Source organism: Brevirhabdus sp. (assembly GCF_052826345.1).
In genome coordinates this window covers 38,767-60,501 of the sequence record NZ_JBRBUA010000094.1, presented here as the reverse complement: position 1 = coordinate 60,501, position 21,735 = coordinate 38,767, and the positions used below count along the sequence as shown (strand labels likewise).

Below are 21,735 nucleotides of genomic sequence, written 5' to 3'. Positions count from 1 at the left end.
CCGACGCTGGCAGCGGCCCGGGATGGATGTCAGGCCGACCAACCGGCCAGGTTGTCCTCGATCACCTCGGTCAACACGGCGATGTGGTCATCGTGGTCGTTCAGACAGGGAATGTAGGAAAAGCTCTCGCCGCCGGCGTGCATGAAGCTTTCCTTGATCTCTTCGTTGATCTCTTCCAGCGTCTCGATGCAATCGGCGGAAAACGCGGGGGCGATCACCGCGATCCGCTTCTTGCCTGCCTGGGCCAGGCGGGCGACCTCTTCGACGGTATAGGGTTGCAGCCATTCCTCGGGACCGAAACGCGACTGGAACGTCGTCTTGATCCGGCTGTCGTCCCAGCCCAGCCGCTCTTTCAGCAGGCGCGTCGTTTTCTGGCACTGGCAATGATAGGGGTCGCCCTGCATCAGGTATCGCTTTGGCAAACCGTGGTAGGAACAGATCAGGATGTCCGGGACCTGGTCCATCTGCGCGATGCCGCGTTCCACCGATTTCGCCAGCGCGTCGATATAGCTTGGCCGGTCGAAATAGGGATCGACGGTGCGCGAGGCCGGCTGCCAGACGGCGTCCATCAGCGCGCGAAAGAACTGATCGTTGGCGGTGGCGACGGTGGCGCCGGCATATTGCGGGTAGAGTGGAAAGAACAGGATGCGGGTGCAGCCCACGTCGATCATCGCCTGAACCCGGCTTTTGACCGACGGGTTGCCGTAGCGCATGCAGTAATCCACCACGACCTCGCCGCCGTGGCGGGATTCCAGCGCCGCCGCGATCTTGGCGGTCTGCGCCTTGGTGATGGTGGCAAGCGGGCTTTCGTCGGCGTCGTTGTTCCAGATCGACCGATAGGCCGCGCCCGAGGTGAAGGGCCGCTTGGCCAGGATCACGGTCTGCAACAAGGGCTGCCACTTCCAGCGGGGATAGTCGATGACGCGCCGGTCCGACAGGAACTCGCTGAGATAGCGCCGCATCGACCAGTAATCGTGCCCGTCGGGCGTGCCGAGATTCGACAACAGAACGCCGATCTTCTGCTTGGCGATCGGGGGATGGTCGGCGGGGGCATGGCCCTGGGCCGTGGTGTCTTGTTGTGTCATCGGTTTACCTTTGCTCGTCGGTTCCGGGCGCGGGGGCCTCGGGGTCATGTTCTCGGGTGTTCAGCGCCTCGGCCAGCCGTTTTTGCGCACTGCCGGGACGCAGCGGCTGCTGCTGGGACGGGGCGGGGCACCAGCCGGTCAGATAGATCAAATCGAAGGTCGCGCCGATGCGGCCGTCCGCTGTGCCAAAGCTTTGCGCATAGATCGCGGCGGCCTGCCGCAACAGCGCGCGCGGGGTCGCGCCGCGCTTTCGGCCCGCCATCGGATTCGTCTCGCCCATGTGGCGCAGATCGTGCATCAGGTCGAAGGGCGTGGCGTAGCTTACCCGTTGCCGCGCCGCGTCCGCGACCGGCAGGGCAAAGCCCGCACGTTGCAGCAGCGCGCCCAGATCGCGGATCTCGCCCATCGGCGCCACGCGGGGCGACAGCCCTCCGGTCAGCCGTGTTTCGGCTTCGGACAGGGCGGCGCGCAGCTCATGCAGCGTCTGGCCGCCGAACAGCACCGCAAGCATCAGGCCATCGGGCCGCAGCGCGCGGCGACATTGGACCAGCTGGCCGACCGGGTCGTTGGCCAGATGCAGCGCCAGCGCGTGGATGATCAGATCATGCGCGCCCTGCTCCATGCCGAGCGTGGGGTCGTCGGCGAGGATTGCCGCATCGGGGAAAGCCTCGCGCCAGGGTGCGGCATGGCCGGTGACGATCGCAGGCGCCGTGAACGCTCTGTTAACCTCGATGAGTCTTTCCTTGATCTCGGCGATGGCGGCGTCGTGCAGAAACAGCGCATCGCGCCGGGCGCGGGCGCGGTGTGCGGCGATGGCGTCGCGGTCGAAAAGATCGGGCGGAGGCTGCATTCACGTGCCTTTTGCTTGCCGCGTGAAGGTAGGGGGGAAGCGTGCGAATGCCAACATTGCTGCGACTCCTCTATCCGGCGCAATGTCTGACATGCGCGGCATTGGTTGAAACCGATTTCGCCCTGTGCGGATCCTGTTGGGCCGAGACCCCGTTTATCGGAACGCTCGTCTGCGGCCTATGCGGCATGTCGTTGCCCGGTGGCGAGGGCGACGGCACCGAACGCTGCGACGAGTGCTTGACGACCGCGCGCCCCTGGGCGGCGGGCCGGTCGGTGCTGCTTTACCGGGACAACGCGGTGCGGCTTGTGCTGGGTCTCAAACACGGCGACCGGCACGATCATGCCCGCGCGGCGGCGGGCTGGATGGCGGCATCGGCGCGGCGGATGCTGGCGGACGAGCGGCCGGTCGTGGTGCCGGTGCCGCTGCACCGGCTGCGCCTGCTCAAGCGGCGATACAACCAATCGGCCTTGCTGGGCCGGGGAATGGCCCATGCGCTGGGGCTTGACTACGTGCCGGATCTGCTGCTGCGCCAACGCTCCACCAGGCCGCATCGGGATATGACCCGCGAGCAGCGGTTCGCCAATATGCAGGGCGCGATTCGCGTGCATCCGCGGCGCCATGTGGCGGCGCGCCCGGTGCTGCTGGTCGACGACGTGATGACGTCGGGGGCGACGCTGGCCGCCGCCGCCGAGGCCTGCCGGGCCGCGGGCGCCACGCAGGTTTTCATCCAGACACTGGCCCGCGTTGCGAAGCAGACCTAAATGCCTATAGTGCGAGCAACCATAGGAAGCCCCCGATGCAACAAGTCGAAATCTACACATCGCCGTTTTGCGGGTTCTGTCACGCCGCCAAGCGGCTGCTGGGCCAGAAGGGCATCAACTTCACCGAGATCGACGTCAGCCGCGATCCCGACAAGCGACAGGAAATGCTGGGGCGCGCACACGGGCGCCATACCGTTCCGCAGATCTTTGTCGGCAAGACCCATGTTGGCGGCTGTGACGAGCTTTACGCGCTGGATCGGTCCGGCAAGCTCGATCCCCTGCTGGCGGGCTGATCGGTGCAGACGGTCAAGACCGCCCCATGAACGACGGCGCGGACCCTCTTGCCGTTTCGCTGTTCAGCGAGATTTTCATGGCGGACCAGCTTGCCCGCAACCGGGTCAGCCGCGCTTTGCCCAAGGGGATGGAGCTGTCGCATTTCTCGGTTCTGAACCATCTGGCCCGCGCGCAGGACGAACGCACCCCCGCGCAGCTGGCGCGTACGTTTCACGTGACGCGCGGCGCCATGACCAACACGCTCAACAAGCTGCAATGGGCGGGGCATGTGCATATCCGTCCCGACTGGGACGACGCGCGGCGCAAGTTCGTGGCGATCAGCCCGGCCGGTCAGCGCGCGCTGGAGGCCGCGCTTCAGGCGGTGGTTCCGCTGATCGCGGATGTGGTCAAGCAGATCGGCGCCGAAAAGGTGCGCGCGGTCCTGCCGGTACTGCGCGAAATGCGCATCAAGCTGGACGGCAACCCCTGAGCGGCATCGGGTCGCGGTCGCGCCGCCTCGGAAACGAGGCCTCAGTCAGGCGCGGCGGTCTCGGGCCGGATGCTGGCGGTGACGTAATTGACCGACAGGTCCCGGTCCGAGATCGACCAGTCCCAGCGCAGCGGGTTGAACACGAACCCCTTGCGATCCACCGGCGTCAGCCCCGCGCCGGACAGCAGGGCGAAAAGCTCGTCCGGGGTGATGAATTTTTCCCACTGATGCGTGCCGCGCGGCAGCCAGCGCATCACCCGCTCGGCCCCGACGATGGCGAAGACATAGCTTTTGGGGTTCCGGTTGAGGGTGGAACACACCATCAGCCCGCCGGGCTTCAGCAGGTCGTGACAGGCGCGCAGGAACCCCTGCGGGTCCGCGACATGTTCGACCACCTCCATGTTGAGCACTACGTCGAATCTTTCCCCGCCTTGCGCCAGGGCCTCCGCGGTCGTGTGGCGATAGTCGATGTCGAGCCCGCTCTGGCGGGCATGGACCTGCGCGACGGGAATGTTGCCGGGGGCCGCATCGGCGCCTACGACCTCCGCGCCCAGCCGCGCCATCGGTTCCGACAGCAGCCCGCCGCCGCAGCCGATGTCGAGGATGCGCAATCCGGCGAAGGGCGCGGGCGCGGTCAGGTCGCGGTCGAATTCGGCGGCGATCTGGCGTGTGATATAGCCCAGCCGACAGGGGTTGAGCATGTGCAGCGGCCTGAATTTGCCCTGCGGGTCCCACCATTCCGCGGCCATCGCCTCGAATTTGGCGACTTCGTCGGGGGCGACGGTGTTGACCGGGGCGGTTTCAATGGACATCTGAACCTCAACTTGCGATGGATAACCGATGGCGCTGCGCGTCACCGCGTCTATATAGGTCGTATATGCATAAATCCCCGAGCCAAAAACGCGCAGTGGAATACCTGCATCCGCCGATCGACCCTTACGATCAGCGGATGATGGACACCGGCGACGGGCATCGGATCTACGTTGAACAGTGCGGCAACCCCGAGGGCGTGCCGGTCGTCGTGTTCCACGGGGGCCCCGGCGGCGGGTGCAGCCCCGCGATGCGGCGCTATTTCGATCCGGCCGTCTATCGCATCATCCTGTTCGATCAGCGCGGCTGCGGGCGGTCGCGTCCGCACGCGAGCGTCGTCAACAACACCAGCTGGCATCTGGTCGCCGACATCGAGCAGATCCGCGCCGCGCTCGGCATCGAGCGCTGGATCCTGTTCGGCGGCAGCTGGGGCGCGACGCTGGCGCTGATCTATGCGCAGACCCACCCGCAACGCACGGCCTACATGGCGTTGCGTGGGGTGTTTCTGATGACGCAGGCCGAACTGAAATGGTTCTACGGGGGTGGTGCGGGCCAGTTCTGGCCCGAACTGTGGGAAGATTTCATCGGTCTGGTGAACAGCAATGAGCAGGACGATCTGATCGGCGCGTTCAACCGTCGGCTTTTTTCGGGCGATATCCTGCAGGAAACGCGCTACGCGCGGGCCTGGGCCGCCTGGGAAAACGCCCTGGCGATGTTCGGATCGGAAGGGCGGGGCGGCGACAGTCCGGCTGAATACGCACGGGCCTTTGCCCGACTGGAAAATCACTATTTCGTCAATGCGGGCTTTCTGGAAGAAGACGAGCAGCTTTTGAACAACGCTCCGATCATCGCCCATATTCCGGCGACGATCGTGCAGGGGCGGTATGACATGATCTGCCCGCCCCGCGCCGCGTTCCGCCTGTCACAACGCCTGCCGGAGGCGCGGTTGGAGATGATTCCGGGCGCGGGTCACGCGCTCTCCGAACCGGGTATCAGCGCCGAGCTCATCCGCGTCATGGCGGCCCTGCCCTCGCGTTTTTCCGAGCTGGGGTTGAAGGCCGCGGCTGCCTGATTCCCCGCAGGGGTACGGCGTGACCGCGGGTGATCCCGGGGACTTAGGGGCCAAGAGGGCTTTACAGGCGCGGTTCAGCCGTTACCCTGAGCGCCAACAAAAATAACAGGGGAAGGAAAAGGGTGAATACCCTTCTTCGTATCATCGCGCAGCGTTTGGCACTCGGGTTGCTCACGCTGCTTGTCGTTTCCATCGTGATCTTTGCGGCCGTGAACATGCTTCCGGGGGACTTCGCGCAGGCGGTCCTGGGGCAGGGAGCAACGCCAGAAGCGGTGGCCTCCATCCGCCGGGACCTGGGATTGGACCAGCCGGTCGTGTACCGGTATCTGCAATGGCTTGCGGGGGCGGTTCAGGGGGATCTGGGCACCAGCTTCGCCAAGGCGAATTTCGCGGCCTTCGTCGGCAGCGGATCGGGCAGCGGGCTGGATACGGTGGCGTCGCAGATCGCGCCGCGTTTCCAGAACACGATGTTCCTGGCGGGCGTCTCGGCGGCCATCGCGGTGCCGGTTTCGGTGACATTGGGCATTCTGGCCGCGCTCTACCGCAACTCGGTCTTCGACAAGGCGACGAACATCTTCACGCTGAGCTCGATTTCCAGCCCCGAATTCTTTCTCGCCTACATCCTGATCCTGTTTCTCGCGGTTCTGAACCCGATCCTGCCGTCGCTGTCGAATATCTATGCCGGCATGGGCTTTTCCGAGCGGCTGGAAAAGACGCTGCTGCCCGCGCTGACACTGACGCTGGTGGTCACCGCGCATATGATGCGCATGACGCGCGCGGCGATCATCAACCTGTTGTCGAGCCCCTATATCGAGATGGCGCGCCTCAAAGGGCTGTCGCCGATGCGGGTCATCGTGTTCCACGCGCTGCCGAACGCGCTGGCGCCGATCATCAACGTGATCGCGTTGAATCTGGCCTATCTGATCACCGGCGTCGTGGTGGTGGAGGTGGTATTCGTCTACCCCGGTATCGGCCAGCTCTTCGTCGACGCGGTCAAGATCCGTGACATCCCCGTGGTGCAGGCCAGCTGCCTGATCTTCGCCGGGGCCTATATCACGCTGAACCTGATCGCGGACATCATGTCGATCATCTCGAACCCGCGTCTGAGGCATCCGAAATGAATTTCTGGCTTCTGTTCGCTGCGTTCCTGATCGTGACGCTCGGCGCCGCATGGGCGCTGCGTCTGACCGGCCAGGCGGCCACCCACAACCGGCCCTACTGGCGCGACATGTCCTATGGTGTGGCCTATGGGTTCGTCCTCGCCGCGCTGGCGATCGCGGGGGCGCTTTACCTCTATTTCGTGAACCAGAACGCGTTTTTCCGCTGGGCGGTACAGGGTTTCATCATCTTCGCGATCGCCGCTTTCCTGTTCCGGCTTCTGGGGCGGTACGTGGGGCTTGCCTCGACCAGACGGCTGTTCCGCGAAATGCCGCTGACGGCGGCCTTCGGCATTCTGGTCATCCTGATCTATGCTTTCGTCGCGATTTTCGCGCAGTGGCTGGCCCCCTACGGGCAGGAACAAATCCTGAGCCAGGCAAACCTGGCGGCGGGCGGCGATCCGGCGCTGGGCGGCGATCCGGGGTTCCCGCTGGGCACCGACCAGATCGGGCGGGATATCCTGTCGCGGCTGATCTATGGCGCGCAGAACACCGTCGGCATCGCCTTCGCCACGACGTGCCTTGCGTTTGTCCTGGGCGGCTCGCTGGGGTTTCTGGCGGCGGTTCTGGGCGGCTGGCTGGATCAGCTGCTCAGCCGGGGGGTCGATGTGCTGATGGCGATCCCGGCGCTGATCTTCGCGCTGTTGCTGATGACGATCGCGTCGGCCTGGGCGGGATCACAGTCGGGGCTTTTGACCTTTTACATGGTGATCATCATCGCGGTGATCGACAGCACGCGCGTCTTTCGCCTGTCGCGGGCGGTCGGGCTGAACATCGTCGTGATGGACTATATCGAGGCCGCGAAGCTGCGCGGCGAGGGCCTGGGTTATCTGGTGTTCCGCGAGGTTCTGCCCAACGCCTATGCGCCGCTGCTGGCGGAATTCGGGCTGCGGTTCTGCTTTGTCTTCCTGACCATCGCGGCGCTGTCGTTCCTGGGGGTGGGCATCCAGCCGCCGCTGGCCGACTGGGGCACGATGGTGCGCGACCTGTCACAGTTCATCAACTATGCCGCCTTCGCCCCGCTGGCGGCTGCCGCGCCCTTGATGGCCGCAGGGGCGATCGCGCTGCTGACGGTGGCGGTGAATTTCGTCGTGGACTGGATGCTGCACAAGACCAGCGGCCTGAAGGAGTGATCGCATGACGAAATCGAGCGAACCGCTTCTCAAGGTGCGCGGCCTGAAACTGGAGGGCAGCAGCGACGAGACCTGGATACCGATCATCAACGGCATCGACCTGGATCTGAACCGGGGCGAGGTTCTGGGCCTGATCGGCGAATCCGGCGCGGGAAAATCGACGCTGGGTCTGGCCGCGATGGGCTTCACCCGCGACGGCGTGCGCATCAGCGAGGGCGCGGTCGAATTCGATGGCATCGATCTGATCAATGCCTCCGCGGCGGTCAAACGCGACCTGCTGGGCAAGCGCATCGCCTATGTCGCGCAATCGGCGGCGGCCTCGTTCAACCCGGCGCACAAGCTGATCGACCAGCACACCGAGGCCCCGGTGCAGCATGGCGTCATGGGTCGCAGCGAAAGCGCCGAGGACGCGATTGAGCTTTACACCCGCCTGCGCCTGCCCAACCCGGACGAGATCGGCTTTCGCTATCCGCATCAGGTGTCGGGCGGCCAGTTGCAGCGTGCGATGACGGCGATGGCGATGTCGTGCCGACCCGATCTCATCATCTTCGACGAGCCGACGACGGCGCTGGATGTGACGACCCAGATCGAGGTTCTCGCCTCGATCCGCAAGATCGTCGACGATTTCAACACCGCGGCCATTTACATCACCCACGATCTGGCGGTGGTCGCGCAGATGGCCGACCGCATCAAGGTGCTGCTGAAAGGCGACGAGGTCGAGGAGGCCGACACCCGCGAGATGCTGGCCAACCCGCAGGAGGACTACACCCGCAGCCTGTGGGCGGTCCGCAGTTTCGAGCGGCCCCAGAAACCCGCCGTGGCGCCGGGGTCGGTGCCGATCCTCAGTCTCAAGAACGTGCATGCCGCCTATGGCAAGACGCCGGTGCTGCATGATGTCAGCTTTGACATCCATGCCGGCCGCACGGTGGCGGTGGTGGGCGAATCCGGGTCCGGCAAATCCACCGCGGCGCGCTGCATCACCGGGCTGTTGCCGCCGACCGCCGGCGTGATCGAATTCGAGGGCGAGCCGCTGCCTGCCGATTACCGCAAACGGTCCAAGGCCCAGCTGCGCCAGACGCAGATGATCTATCAGATGGCCGACACCGCGCTCAATCCGCGCAAGACCATCGCCGAGATCATCGGGCGGCCGGTGCAGTTCTACATGGGGCTGCGCGGCAGGAAAAAGCGTGCCCGCGTGCATCAACTGCTCGAAGAGATCGAACTTGATCCCGCCATCTATGCCGATCGCCTTCCCGGAGAGCTGTCGGGCGGGCAGAAACAGCGCGTCGGCATCGCCCGCGCGCTGGCCGCCGAACCCAAGGTCATCATCTGCGATGAGGTCACCAGCGCGCTGGATCAGCTGGTGGCGGAGGGCATCCTGAAACTGCTGGCGCGGTTGCAGGATGAACTGGGGCTTTCCTATATGTTCATCACGCATGATCTGGCGACGGTGCGCGCGATTGCCGATGAGGTCGTCGTGATGAAGGAGGGCGAGGTGGTGGAACAGGGGCTGAAGGATGCCATGTTCACGCCGCCGCATCACCCTTATACCGATCTTTTGCTCAGCTCGATCCCGGAAATGGACCCGGATTGGCTGACCGATCTGCTGGCGGAACGCGGCGTTGATAACATCGGCGATGCCGCAATTGATAAGATGTAAGGCGAATCAGAGTGCCGTCCCGCCACGCCGGGACATGCGAGACATAACGAAAGGGAGAAGAAGATGACGAGATTCAGCAGACGCGGGATGCTCAAGACCGGTGTTGCGGCGGGCGTTCTGGCCGCAAGCGGAATGCCGCTGCGGGCGGAACCGAAAAAGGGCGGCCGCCTGCGGGTGGGACTGAATGGCGCCAACAGCTCCGACAGCTGGGATGGCCGTACGCATTCCGACATCTTCATGATCGCCGCGGCGCAGGGCTCTGTCTTCGACAGCCTGACCGAGGTGGCCCCCGACGGCACGCTGCGCGGCGAGCTGGCCGAAAGCTGGGACGCAAGTTCCGACGCCAAGACCTGGACCTTCAACCTGCGCAAGGGCGTGACCTTCCACAATGGCAAGGCGTTCGGCGCCGACGACGTGATCGCCAGTCTGGAGCTGCACACCGCCGAAGGTGCGAAATCCGCCGCCAAGCCGATCGTCTCTGCCATCACCGAGATGAAGAAGATCGACGATCACCAGATCCAATTCACCCTGGGCGGTGGCAACGCCGACTTCCCGTTCCTGATGTCGGACTATCACCTGCTGATGTATCCCGCGGGTCAGATCGAGGAAGCGATCGCCAAGGGCATCGGCACCGGTCTTTACAAGGTCGAGGCGTTCGAGCCGGGCGTGCGCTTCGTCGGCAAGCGTGTCGACAGCCACTACAAGGACGGCTCGGCCGGGTATTTCGACGAAATCGAATATATCGCGATCAACGATTCGACCGCGCGGATGAATGCGCTGATGACCGGCCAGGTCGACGCGATCAACCGGATCGATTTCAAGACAGAGGCCCTGCTGCGCGCGAACCCCAAGATCGACATCCAGGAGGTGACGGGCAATCAGCATTACACTTTCGCGATGCTGACCCAGACCAGCCCCTATGACAACGTGCACCTGCGTCAGGCCCTGAAATACGGCATCGACCGTCAGGAAATGGTCGACAAGATCCTGCTGGGTCACGGCCAGGTTGGCAACGACACGCCCATCGGCCCTGCGAACCAGTATTTCGCCGGCGACCTGGAGCAGCTGGCCTACGATCCCGACAAGGCGAAGTTCCACCTGGAAAAGGCCGGGCTGGGCGACATCACGCTGAACCTGTCGGCATCCGACGCGGCCTTCACCGGCGCGGTCGATGCGGCGCAGCTTTACCAGGCCTCGGCCGGCGCGGCGGGGATCAAGATCAACGTGGTCCAGGAACCCGCCGACGGCTATTGGTCGAACGTCTGGCTGAAAAAACCGTTCTGCGCCGTCTACTGGTCGGGCCGCGCCACCGAGGACTGGATGTTTTCCAGCGCTTATGAAAAGGGCGTGCCGTGGAACGACACGCAATGGGATCATCCCCGGTTCCAGGAGCTGCTGCTGGCCGCGCGCGCTAATCTGGATAGCGAAAGCCGCCGCAAGCAGTACCATGAAATGCAGCAGATCCTGCGCGACGAGGGCGGTGCCATCATCCCGATGTTCGCCAACTACGTGCAGGCGCTGTCCAAGGACATCGGCACGCCCGAGACGGTCGGCAATCTCTGGCAAATGGACAATGCGCGCATGGCCGAACGCTGGTGGAAAACAGCGTGACGGCGCGTTCCCGCATCGCCTGAACGGGATTGAAGACAAGAGAGACGCCCCGCTTTCGCGGGGCGTTTTTCATCGTGCCGCAACCGTGCGGCGGCGCTTCGGCGGGACGGTTCCGATGGCGTCGGCCGCTCTTTCGCCTAGGCTCTTGCGGTTTCGATGAACGGGGCGTATATCCCCAACATCAGCGGCGCGTCGGTTTCTTCCTCCGAAGCACCACCGGGAAATATCAACGGGCCGCGCGCCCGTTTTTTTGTGCCCATTCGCCAGACCGGAACCATGACCGACCACCCTATGAACGATCTCATCGCGAAAGCCTCCATCGACCGGCGCATGGCCGAAATCATCACCCCCGTGATCGAGGGGATGGGGTTCGAGCTGGTGCGCGTGCGTCTGATGGGCGGCAAGTCCCACACCTTGCAAATCATGGCCGAGCGTCCCGAGGGCGGGATCGAGGTCGATGACTGCGCGCGCATTTCCACGGCCGTCAGCGCCACGCTCGACGTCGAGGACCCGCTGGAGGATGCCTACACGCTCGAGGTTTCCAGCCCCGGCATCGACCGGCCGCTGACCCGGCTCAAGGATTTCGAGACCTGGGAAGGCTATGAGGCGAAGATCGAGACGACCGAGCTGATCGACGGCCAGCGCCGATTCAAGGGCGTGTTGCAGGGCGTGCAGGACGGCGAGATCCTGATCCAGATCGAGCAGGGCATCATCGGGCTGCAATTCGACTGGCTGTCGGATGCCAAGCTGGTGCTGACCGATGAGCTGATCCGGGAAATGCTGCGCCAGCGCAAGGCCGCGGGCATGTCCGGCGACGGCATCGACGAGACCGAATTTGACGACATTGAAACCGACCCCGGTTCCGAGGAGGACTGAGTAATGGCCATCACATCAGCAAACCAGCTGGAGCTTTTGCAAACCGCCGAGGCGGTCGCCCGTGAAAAGATGATCGACCCCGGTCTTGTCGTCGAGGCGATGGAGGAAAGCCTCGCCCGGGCCGCCAAAAGCCGCTACGGCGCCGAGATGGATATCCGGGTCAACATCGACCGCAAGACCGGGCGGGCCACCTTCACCCGCGTGCGCACCGTGGTCGAAGAGGTCGAGAACTATCAGGCCGAAATGACCCAGAAAGAGGCCAAGGCCTATCTGGCCGACCCGCAGATCGGCGACGAGATCACTGACGAGGTGCCGCCCGTCGAGATGGGGCGCATCGCCGCGCAGTCGGCCAAGCAGGTGATCCTGCAAAAGGTCCGCGAGGCCGAGCGCGACCGCCAGTACGAGGAATTCAAGGACCGTGCCGGCACGATCATCATCGGTCTGGTCAAGCGCGAGGAATACGGCAACGTCATCGTCGATATCGGCCGTGGCGAAGCCGTGCTGCGCCGCAACGAAAAGATCGGCCGCGAAAGCTATCACCCCAACGACCGTATCCGCGTCTTCATCAAGGATGTACGCCGCGAACCGCGCGGGCCGCAGATCTTTTTGTCGCGCACCGATCCGCAGTTCATGGCGGAGCTGTTCAAGATGGAGGTTCCCGAGATCTACGACGGCATCATCGAGATCAAGGCCGTGGCCCGCGATCCAGGCAGCCGCGCCAAGATCGCCGTGATTTCCTACGACAGTTCCATCGATCCCGTCGGCGCCTGCGTGGGTATGCGCGGCAGCCGGGTGCAGGCCGTGGTGAACGAGCTTCAGGGCGAGAAAATCGACATCATCCCCTGGAATGAGGATCAACCGACCTTCCTGGTGAACGCGCTGCAACCCGCCGAGGTGACCAAGGTCGTGCTCGACGAAGAGGCCGAGCGCATCGAGGTCGTCGTGCCCGACGAGCAGCTGAGCCTGGCCATCGGTCGGCGCGGCCAGAACGTGCGTCTGGCGAGCCAGCTGACCGGGCTCGATATCGACATCATGACCGAGGAAGAGGAAAGCAAGCGCCGTCAGGCCGAATTCGTCGAGCGCACGCAGCTGTTCGTCGACAAGCTGGATCTGGATGAGTTCTTCGCCCAGCTTCTGGTGTCCGAAGGCTTCACCTCGCTCGAGGAAGTGGCCTATGTCGATCCGTCCGAACTGCTGGTGATCGACGGCGTGGACGAGGGCACCGCCGAAGAGCTTCAGGCCCGTGCCCGCGACAACATCGAGGCGCAGAACAAAAAGGCGCTGGAACATGCCGCCGAGCTGGGTGTACAGCAAAGCCTCCTTGATTTCGAAGGGCTGACACCCCAGATGATCGAGGCGCTTGCCGAAGATGGCGTCCTCAGCATCGAGGATTTCGCCACCTGCGCCGATTGGGAACTGGCCGGTGGCTGGACCGTCGCCAACGGAGAGCGCGTCAAGGACGAAGGCCTGCTTGAAAAGTTCGAGGTGTCTCTGGAGGAGGCCCAGAACATGGTGATGACCGCGCGCATCCAACTGGGCTGGGTCGACCCCGCCGAACTGACGGGCGAAGACGAAGCGGATGCACCGGCGGACGAAGAGGGTGAAACCATGGCCGCGGCGGAGGTCAAGGCCTGAGGATCACGCGGATGACCGGAAAGGAAATCGGTCAACGCGCCGCCCAGGGGGCCGACGACCGCGGGGCTGCTGAAGACGGGCCCAACGATGAAGACGGGCCCAACGAAAACGGGGCCGATGACGATGCGCACCGGGAAGAAGGCATCCAGATGAGCCGCGGAGGCCGAAGCAAGGATCGCAGCGCCCCCGAACGGCGCTGCATCGCCACGGGGCGGACGCAGGACCCCGGGGGCCTGCTGCGCTTCGTCGTCGGGCCCGATGCGCAGGTTCTGCCCGATCTGATGGGCAGGCTGCCGGGGCGCGGCATCTGGGTCAGCGCCGATCGTGCGGCATTGCGGCGCGCGGTCGACAAGAAGCTCTTTTCGCGCGCCGCGCGCAGGCCGGTGCAGGTGGCGCCCGACCTGCCCGATGTGGTCGAGGCCGCTTTGCTGCGCCGCGTGATCGAACTGATCTCGCTCGCCCGCAAGGCGGGGCAGGCCGTGGCGGGCTATGAGAAGGTCAAGGGCTGGCTGGTGACGGAAGAGGCGCGCGTGCTTCTTCAGGCCAGCGACGGGTCGGAACGCGGCAAGTCGAAGCTGCGCCCGCCGTCAGGAAACGAAGGGTTTATCGGTTGTCTGACCGCCCGGGAATTGGGTTTGGCATTCGGCCGCGAAAGTGTGATACATGGCGCCTTATCGGCTGGTGGACTCGCTACTCGTGTTGTAGACGAGGCCGGACGGCTTTCGGGCGTTCGCGAAAATGACGGTGGAATGTCCACCGGAAAGGGTACGACAGACGCATGAGCGATCAAGACGGCAAGAAAACTCTCGGTCTGCGCGGTGGTCCGCGCAGCGGTCAGGTTAAGCAAAGCTTCAGCCATGGCCGGACGAAGAATGTCGTGGTGGAAACCAAGCGCAAGCGCGTCGTGGTTCCCAAGCCCGGAGCGGGCGCAAAGGGTTCCGTCTCCGGCGCCTCGCGGCCCGATGCATCGAAGCGGCCGGCCGGTATTACCGACGCCGAAATGGATCGCCGTCTGAAGGCGCTCCAGGCGGCCAAGGCGCGCGAAAGCATCGAAGCCGAGCAGCGCGAGCGCGAGGAGCGCGAGCGCGCCGAGGAGCGTGAACGCCGCCGCGCCGAAATCGAAGAGAAAGAGCGCGAAGAGCGCGAGCGCGAGGAAAAGGCGAAGGCCAAGGCCGAAGAGGACGCCCGCCGCCAGCGCGAGGCCGAAGAGGCCCGCACCCGCGCCGATACGCCTGCGCCCGCACCGGTCGCCAACCCCAATGCCAACGCGCCCACCAGTGGTCGCCCCGCCCCCGCGACCAAACCCGGCCTGCCGCCGCGCAAGGAGCGCGACGACCGGCCCAAGCGCGAGGTCAAGACCAAGGGCGACGACCGACGCCGCGGTGGCAAGCTGACGCTGAACCAGGCGCTGACCGGCGGCGAGGGCGGACGCCAACGCTCCATGGCCGCGATGAAGCGCAAGCAGGAGCGCGCCCGCCAGAAGGCGATGGGCGGCAATGTGGAGCGGGAAAAGGTCGTGCGCGACGTCCAGCTTCCCGAAGCCATCGTGGTGCAGGAGCTTGCGAACCGCATGGCCGAACGTGTGGCCGATGTGGTCAAGGCGCTGATGCAGAGCGGCATCATGGCCACGCAGAACCAGACCATCGACGCCGACACCGCCGAGCTGATCATCGAGGAATTCGGCCACCGCGTCGTGCGCGTCTCCGACTCCGACGTTGAGCAGGTGATCGAACAGGCCCCCGACAAGGACGAGGATCTGGTGACCCGCCCGCCCGTCATCACCGTCATGGGCCACGTCGACCACGGCAAGACCTCGTTGCTGGACGCGATTCGCAACGCCAAGGTCGTGGCGGGCGAGGCCGGCGGCATCACGCAGCACATCGGCGCCTATCAGGTGAACCAGAACGGCAACATCCTGACGTTCCTCGACACGCCCGGCCACGCCGCATTCACCTCGATGCGGGCGCGGGGCGCGCAGGTCACCGACATCGTCATCCTGGTGGTTGCGGCCGATGACGCCGTCATGCCCCAGACGATCGAGGCGATCCGCCACGCGCAGGCGGCAGAGGTGCCGATGATCGTGGCGATCAACAAGATCGACAAGCACGGCGCGGATCCCGACAAGGTGCGGACCGACCTGCTTCAGCATTCGGTCATCGTCGAGAAGATGTCGGGCGATGTGCTGGACGTCGAGGTTTCGGCCGTCAAGGGCACCGGGCTGGACACGCTGCTGGAAAACATCGCGCTTCAGGCCGAATTGCTGGATCTGAAAGCCAACCCCGCCCGCCCTGCCCAGGGTGCGGTGATCGAGGCGCAGCTCGACGTGGGCCGCGGCCCGGTCGCAACGGTGCTGGTGCGCAACGGCACCCTGCGCCAGGGCGACATCTTCGTCGTGGGTGAGCAATACGGCAAGGTTCGCGCGCTGATCAACGACAAGGGCGAGCGCATCAAGGAGGCCGGGCCCTCGGTTCCGGTCGAGGTTCTCGGCCTGAACGGCACGCCGGAGGCCGGCGACGTTCTGAACGTCGTCGAGACCGAGGCGCAGGCGCGCGAGATCGCGGAATACCGCGCCAACGCCGCCAAGGAAAAGCGCGCCGCCGCCGGTGCCGCCACCACGCTCGAACAGCTGATGGCCAAGGCGAAGGACGACGAGAACGTCAGCGAAATGCCGATCGTGGTGAAAGCCGACGTTCAGGGGTCCGCCGAGGCGATCGTGCAGGCGATGGAAAAGATCGGCAACGAAGAGGTCCGCGTGCGCGTGCTGCATTCGGGCGTCGGTGCCATCACCGAAACGGATATCGGCCTGGCCGAGGCATCCGGCGCACCGGTCATCGGGTTCAACGTCCGGGCCAACGCCTCCGCGCGCAACACCGCCAACCAGAAGGGCGTGGAAATCCGCTACTACTCGGTGATCTACGATCTGGTCGACGACGTGAAGAAGGCCGCTTCCGGCCTGCTGAGCGCCGAGGTTCGCGAGAATTTCATCGGCTACGCGGAAATCCGCGAGGTGTTCAAGGTGTCGAACGTCGGCAAGGTCGCCGGCTGTCTGGTCACCGAGGGTATCGCGCGCCGGTCCGCGGGCGTTCGCCTGCTGCGCGACAACGTGGTGATCCACGAGGGCACCCTCAAGACGCTCAAGCGGTTCAAGGACGAGGTCGCAGAGGTCCAGTCGGGTCAGGAATGCGGCATGGCGTTCGAAAACTACGAAGATATCCGTGCCGGCGATGTCATCGAGATCTTCGAGCGCGAAGAGGTCGAGCGTTCGCTGGCCTGATCGCCGCCCCCACCGCGCTGCCCCGAGCGGCGCTCTGGTTTGGACATGAAAAACGCCTGTCGGGATGCCCCCGGCAGGCGTTTTCCTTTCCGTCATTCCCCCGTGGGCCGGTCGCCCGGAGCCCGCAACATCGGGTCACTTGGTCCTGCGGTGGTCGAGGGGGCGACTACCGCCCCCTCCCGCGCATGTCAGGCAGCTGTTTGCCGGTCCAGCCGCTGCCGAGCAAAACGCACGGCGGCGATGGTGGCGAGGATACTGACCAGAACGAACCCCGACAGCATCAGCAGCGGATAGGACAGCGCGTCGGGCGGCGGGTCGAAGATGCCCGACAGCAACTTGACCAGCATGTCGGCCGCCGCCACCCCGATGACCGCCCCGATCACGGCGCCCGGCACGAGGATCAGCAACGCCTCGCTCCATAGAAAGCCGCCGACCTCGGTTCGGGACGCGCCGAGCGCCTTGAGGATCTCGGCGCTGCGCCTGCGTTCGGCGAAACCCAGGAACAACAGCATCCCCGTGGCCGCGGCCAGCAGCAGCACCGCAAAGCCGATCTCAACCTTCGTCAGCCGCCCCAGATCCACCGCCGTCAGGCTGGAGGAGATGATGCCGAAGGCCGTCGACAGATCCGTCACCTTATAGGCCGTCGACGCGCCGAGGCTCTTGCGCACCTCGGCCGCCAGCGCCTTCGGATCGCCGTTGCTGCGCATCAACAGAACCTCCCGTCCCGGGGCGCCGGTCTGCTGGGCGATGTAGTCGGCATTGGCCACAAGAAAGGAATCCTTGGGCGCGGTCGGGAATTCCAGCGCCACGCCGACGAATTTGAACGGGACGCTCTTGTATTGATGGGTCGTCGCATCCTGCAATCTGAGATTGATCGTGTCTCCCAACGCCAGCTGGAAGTCATTGACGGTTTCCTGCGATACCAGCACCCCGTCGGGGGTGGCCGCCAGCGCCTTGAGCGTGGCGGAGGCGTTGCGGTTGGCGAAATAGGCATCGACAACAGATGTCGCCCGCTCGATACGACCGGGATCTATGCCGTAGATGTCCTGAAGGTCGTTGCCCACATAGGCAAAGCGGTGCTGCATCGTCGCCGTCGCGGCCACACCGGGCAGGGCGGCAAGCTTTGGCGCAATCGGTTCGACCGGCGATCCGGTGGACCCGGTCACCGTGACGTCCGATCCATTGGTCAGCATCGCGTCCACCCGGGTTTGCCCGTTGTAGGTCAGGTTGAAGATGGCAACCGCGAAGGCAAAGGAAAACGCCAGCGACACCAGCGCAATGCCCCCCGCAAGCCTGCGGTGCTGCCGCGAGAGGCTTGCCGCCACGCTGGGCGCGGTGCCCTTGGCCATGCCGGTGCCGCCCACCGCGGTCTGCAAGCTGCGCCCCGAGCGGGAGATCCACCAGGACGTGACCCGCACGGTCAACAGGATCGCCCCGATCCAGAACAGCAGCGGCGACAGAAAGGCGGTGTAGTCGACCGCGGTGGCCGTCACCCCCTCGGGCGCCAGCACGACCTGATAGTTGGAGCTGGCAGAGCGTAGGAAGATGACCCCGGCGGCGCCCAGGCTGATTACATCCAGCCACAGTTTTTGCCACAGCGGTATCTTGCCCCGGCTGAAATAGGCGCGGCTGCCCACGATCGTTCCCTCACGCGATCGGCGCAGGGCGGGCAACAGGCCGCACAGCAGCGCGACCACGAAACCGCCTACGCCTGCCAGCCCGATCCAGGCCAGCGCGGCGGGCGCGAAGGCGGCCGACCCGAATTGCAGCACCGCCAGGATCAACGCGGCAAGCCCGCCGGCGAATGCGGCCCCCAACGCGCCGATGGCTTCCTCGGACGCGATCAGGCGCAGGATCGTCTGCCGGTCGAGGCCCTGCATCCGCAGCAGCGCCTCGTTTCGGGCCTTGCTTTCGCGATCGGCCGACAGCAGCGAAACCGTCAGCAGAATGGCCAGCATCGCGGCAGGCATCCCGAGAAACAGGAAAATCACCCGCGCGTAGATGGCGTCGCCGCGCACGGCATCGAGGCGTGCGCCCAGGTTGTCGCCCACCAGGGCGCCGCCGGCCACCGCAGCCTCGAAATTGCGGGCACGGCGGGCTTCGGCGATGAAGGCGGTGTCAGGCTGGCGCGGCAGCGCCTTATGGGTGAAGGAGGTGTGAAATTGCCGATAGGCATGCACCGGATCATTGCCGAAAAGCGCCGTCCAATCGGCCATCGGCAGGATCAGCACGTTGTCGGGCGGTGCCGTCGGCCCCGCGCCCGCGGGCGCGCCGACGGTCTGGAACAGCGCGTCGGCGTTCGGAAGCTCGACAATCCCCGCGACCTTGACCGTCTGGGGCGTGGTGCCACGCATGATCTGAACGCTGTCGCCGATCCCCGCATGCAGGTTTGCAGCCGTCTGCTGCGCCAGGATCGGCCCGTCGAGCGTGCCCAGAAGCAGCCGCATCTGGCCGGGAAAATCGGTCAGATAGGACGCGTCGATGCCCAGCACCTTGGCCGCGCCGGTGGTCTGGACCGTGCCGCCCGTGGTCGATTGCAACGCCGCGACATCGGCGTAGCCCACCGTCTGCACTGTGCGCAGATCCGGCAGGGCCCTGAGTTTCGTCTCTATCGCGGCGGCATCCGCGCCGGTCTTGGGCTGGACCTGCCAGTCCACCACGACCTGCGATACCGCGCGGTCGGTCATCGTCGAGGCGCTGAGCACCGAAAACACCCCGATCAGCGCCACAAGGGTGACGGCAATCGCCACCCCCGAGTAGGCCAGCGCGATGCGTGCGGCGCGGTGCCGGAACACGCCGGAAATCCAAAGCGGGAACATGTCGAGCCTCCTTTCAGGCGGCATCGGCCAGATGGCCGTGATCCATGTGATATTGCGCGGCCATGGTCGCCGCGAGCCGCGCGTCATGCGTCGTCATCAGCAGGGCGGTGTCGTTGGCGTCCAGCGCCTCGAGCACGGCGTGCATGACGGCGCGCCCGGTGGGTTGGTCGAGCTGTCCGGTCGGTTCATCCGCCAGAATGATCTCGGGATTGGTAACCAAGGCGCGGGCAAAGGCCACGCGCTGCATCTGGCCGCCCGACAGCTCATCGGGCAGCTTGTCCGCCAGATCTGACAGCGAGAGCAGGTCAAGCGCCTGGGCGGCGGTCAGATGCGGGCGGTTCGACCCCGCCGCGGCAAGTTGCAGGGGCAGGGCGACATTTTCCAGCACGCTCAGCGACGGGATCAGGCTCGGTTCCTGAAACACCACGCCGATGCGCCGGGGGCGCAGCGCCTCGGCCGAAGGGTTGCCGAACCAGGTCACCGCGCCCGAGGACGGCACCTCGAGTCCGGCCAGTATCCGCAGAAGGGTGGATTTGCCGCTGCCCGACGGGCCGGTGACGGCGATGCGCGCGCCCTGGCGCAGGGTCAGGCTGGCGTTCTCGACCGCGTGAACCGGATCGCCGCCCAGATCATAGGTACGGCTGAGGCTCTCCGCCGCGATCAGGGCTTTCCGGTTTTCGCCCGGGGACAGCACATCGGGGCGGGATGCCGGTTGAGCGCCCTCTGCGATATCCGGCCTCGGTGCGGGGGCGGGGGCTGGCGTCGCATTTTCGGCCGCGGCGGCCTCTGCGCTGCGGGTTTCCAGGCGCCCGTCGCGCAGATGCAGGATGCGGGTCGCGACGGCTTCCACGGCGGGGCTGTGGGTGGCGATCAGTGCGCCGCGACCGTGGCGGCTGCGCTCGACCAGCAGGTCTAGGATCAGCCGTTCGGTCACCGCGTCGACCTCGGCCGTCGGCTCGTCCGCGACGATCAACGCCGCGTCGAGCGCCAACGCGACGGCAAGCCCGGCCCGCGCGGTTTCGCCGCCCGACAAGGTGGCCGGATAGGCGCGCGCCCGTTCCGACAGGCCCACGGATCGCAGGATGTCCTCGATGCGGGCGTCGTCGGCGCCGCCTGCATCGGCCGCGGTCGTGCCGCTGGTTGTCGCCCCGCCGCGCCGTCGCGACAGGGCAAAGCCTATGTTTTCCGCCACGCTCAGATGGGCGAACAGGTTGTCGCGCTGGGCCATGATGCCCAGCACGGAGGACCGGATCGCCGCCTTTTGTGCGTCCGGGCGGCGGGTCATGCGGCGGCCGTCGATATCGACCGTGCCGCCATCGGGTTCATCCAGACCGCACAGACAGGCGAGCAAGGTCGACTTGCCGCTGCCCGATGGCCCGGTCAGGGCCACGATCTCGCCCGCGTCCACCTTCAGGCTGACCCCCTTGAGGGCGCGGATCTCCGCATCGCCGACATGGTAAAAGCGGAACAGATCCTCGGCGCACAGCAGGGTCACGACGCCCACCGGAACGATTCGGCCATCATTTTCCACTGATCGACGTTATCCGCGCCCGCAGGGGCCGACAGTGTCACGATCGCCTCTTCGCCATTATGAAAGAAATAGATGCGGCGGTTTTCCAGGCGGATCTTGCGGTTCGTCACCGGGTTGACGGTGGAATTCGACAAATAATCGACAGCCACCGCGTCGCCCGCGGGCAGTGGCATGGCGCGCACCTTCTGTACGTCGACGGCGTGGCCGGTGGCGGTCAGGGTCGCGACCTCGGTGGATTTCACGCTGTCGGGGGTGGGGGCGGCCGCGGCCTTGGCGGTGGCGATGTCGATGCTGCCGTATTTGTCGGCAAAGGTAACGCCATCCTTGGTATCGCTGCGCGACCAGCCCTCGGGCACCTGCATGGAAAACCCTTGGGCGGATTTATAGGTGATGAAGACCTGGTTGTCGGGAATATCGCCCGGCGGGTTGGTTTCCGGTGCGACAGCGGTTTCGCGCTGGGCCAGCGGCTGGCTCTGGGCGAAGCTCGCCGCCGGGATAGCGGCGACGGATGCGGCCAGGCCCAGGGCGAGCGCGACGCGGTGCATTGCGGTTTGGCGGGTCATCGAGATGTCTCCTTGCTGTTTGCAACGGGTCATCCCTGGTCAGCGCGCCGCCGGTTCGGCGTCGCCCGATCAGAGACATGAGCAGAGCGATCGCCGACCGATTTTGCACAAGGGTACGGCAGGCGGCCCTCATGT

General features: G+C 65.4%; 18 protein-coding genes. 12 read left to right on the top strand and 6 right to left on the bottom strand.

The features are described from left to right. Positions 1-29: 29 nt before the first annotated feature. Together hemH and ACU0BR_RS11220 are read right to left on the bottom strand one after the other, a co-directional pair. Positions 30-1,085, bottom strand: a complete 1,056-nt coding sequence (hemH, locus tag ACU0BR_RS11225; RefSeq protein WP_446156919.1) for a ferrochelatase — start codon at positions 1,083-1,085, stop codon at positions 30-32. A 4-nt stretch (positions 1,086-1,089) separates the two neighbouring features. Next, positions 1,090-1,935: an SAM-dependent methyltransferase gene (locus tag ACU0BR_RS11220; protein WP_446156918.1), complete on the bottom strand. Its 846-nt coding sequence runs from the start codon at positions 1,933-1,935 to the stop codon at positions 1,090-1,092. A gap of 41 nt (positions 1,936-1,976) precedes the next feature. On the opposite strand from ACU0BR_RS11220, the gene ACU0BR_RS11215 reads away from it, so the two are divergent. Genes ACU0BR_RS11215 through ACU0BR_RS11205 form a run of 3 tightly spaced genes read left to right on the top strand, consistent with a single transcriptional unit; the run spans position 1,977 to position 3,459 of the window. Then, entirely contained in the window at positions 1,977-2,696 is a 720-nt protein-coding gene (locus ACU0BR_RS11215) for a ComF family protein (RefSeq protein WP_446156917.1), read from the top strand. A 35-nt stretch (positions 2,697-2,731) separates the two neighbouring features. Further along, a complete protein-coding gene (grxC, locus tag ACU0BR_RS11210) occupies positions 2,732-2,989 on the top strand; it encodes a glutaredoxin 3 (protein ID WP_446156916.1) in 258 nt (85 codons plus the stop codon). 26 nt (positions 2,990-3,015) lie between these two features. Beyond that, positions 3,016-3,459, top strand: a complete 444-nt coding sequence (locus ACU0BR_RS11205) for a MarR family winged helix-turn-helix transcriptional regulator (protein ID WP_446156915.1) — start codon at positions 3,016-3,018, stop codon at positions 3,457-3,459. 41 nt (positions 3,460-3,500) lie between these two features. Here ACU0BR_RS11205 and ubiG read toward each other — a convergent pair whose 3' ends face one another. Further along, on the bottom strand, positions 3,501-4,271 hold the full coding sequence (gene ubiG / locus ACU0BR_RS11200; RefSeq protein WP_446156914.1) for a bifunctional 2-polyprenyl-6-hydroxyphenol methylase/3-demethylubiquinol 3-O-methyltransferase UbiG: 771 nt from the start codon (positions 4,269-4,271) through the stop codon (positions 3,501-3,503). A 65-nt stretch (positions 4,272-4,336) separates the two neighbouring features. Here ubiG and pip point away from each other — a divergent pair, with 65 nt between their 5' ends. The 9 genes from pip to infB all read left to right on the top strand — a co-directional run bounded on the left by pip (position 4,337) and on the right by infB (position 16,687). Further along, positions 4,337-5,341 (top strand): prolyl aminopeptidase, encoded by a 1,005-nt coding sequence (pip, locus tag ACU0BR_RS11195; RefSeq protein ID WP_446156913.1) that lies wholly within the window; start codon positions 4,337-4,339, stop codon positions 5,339-5,341. Positions 5,342-5,463: 122 nt separating this feature from the next. After that, entirely contained in the window at positions 5,464-6,462 is a 999-nt protein-coding gene (locus ACU0BR_RS11190) for an ABC transporter permease (RefSeq protein WP_446156912.1), read from the top strand. Further along, positions 6,459-7,631, top strand: a complete 1,173-nt coding sequence (locus ACU0BR_RS11185) for an ABC transporter permease (protein WP_446156911.1) — start codon at positions 6,459-6,461, stop codon at positions 7,629-7,631. Before ACU0BR_RS11190 ends, ACU0BR_RS11185 begins: the two co-directional genes overlap by 4 nt. 4 nt (positions 7,632-7,635) lie before the next feature. Continuing rightward, positions 7,636-9,291 carry an ABC transporter ATP-binding protein gene (locus ACU0BR_RS11180; RefSeq protein WP_446156910.1) on the top strand — a complete coding sequence of 552 codons (1,656 nt, stop codon included), beginning with the start codon at positions 7,636-7,638 and terminating at the stop codon, positions 9,289-9,291. Positions 9,292-9,354: 63 nt separating this feature from the next. Continuing rightward, positions 9,355-10,902, top strand: a complete 1,548-nt coding sequence (locus tag ACU0BR_RS11175; protein WP_446156909.1) for an ABC transporter substrate-binding protein — start codon at positions 9,355-9,357, stop codon at positions 10,900-10,902. Between the two features lie 291 nt (positions 10,903-11,193). Further along, entirely contained in the window at positions 11,194-11,778 is a 585-nt protein-coding gene (rimP, locus tag ACU0BR_RS11170; RefSeq protein WP_446156976.1) for a ribosome maturation factor RimP, read from the top strand. Positions 11,779-11,781: 3 nt separating this feature from the next. Further along, entirely contained in the window at positions 11,782-13,413 is a 1,632-nt protein-coding gene (gene nusA / locus ACU0BR_RS11165) for a transcription termination factor NusA (RefSeq protein ID WP_446156908.1), read from the top strand. Between the two features lie 149 nt (positions 13,414-13,562). Next, positions 13,563-14,195, top strand: coding sequence for an RNA-binding protein (locus tag ACU0BR_RS11160; protein ID WP_446156975.1), 633 nt, complete (start codon positions 13,563-13,565; stop codon positions 14,193-14,195). Then, positions 14,192-16,687, top strand: a complete 2,496-nt coding sequence (gene infB, locus ACU0BR_RS11155; RefSeq protein ID WP_446156907.1) for a translation initiation factor IF-2 — start codon at positions 14,192-14,194, stop codon at positions 16,685-16,687. Before ACU0BR_RS11160 ends, infB begins: the two co-directional genes overlap by 4 nt. Positions 16,688-16,875: 188 nt before the next feature. Here the strand turns inward: infB and ACU0BR_RS11150 are convergent, their stop codons facing one another. From ACU0BR_RS11150 to ACU0BR_RS11140, 3 genes are read right to left on the bottom strand one after another with little or no spacing between them, the layout of a single operon-like run. Continuing rightward, the gene (locus ACU0BR_RS11150; protein ID WP_446156906.1) at positions 16,876-19,506 is read right to left on the bottom strand and encodes an ABC transporter permease; all 2,631 of its coding nucleotides are present in this window, start codon (positions 19,504-19,506) and stop codon (positions 16,876-16,878) included. A 13-nt stretch (positions 19,507-19,519) separates the two neighbouring features. Further along, positions 19,520-21,001: an ABC transporter ATP-binding protein gene (locus tag ACU0BR_RS11145; RefSeq protein ID WP_446156905.1), complete on the bottom strand. Its 1,482-nt coding sequence runs from the start codon at positions 20,999-21,001 to the stop codon at positions 19,520-19,522. After that, positions 20,998-21,600, bottom strand: a complete 603-nt coding sequence (locus tag ACU0BR_RS11140; RefSeq protein ID WP_446156904.1) for a hypothetical protein — start codon at positions 21,598-21,600, stop codon at positions 20,998-21,000. The genes ACU0BR_RS11145 and ACU0BR_RS11140 overlap by 4 nt, the downstream gene beginning before the upstream one ends. Positions 21,601-21,735: the final 135 nt, after the last annotated feature.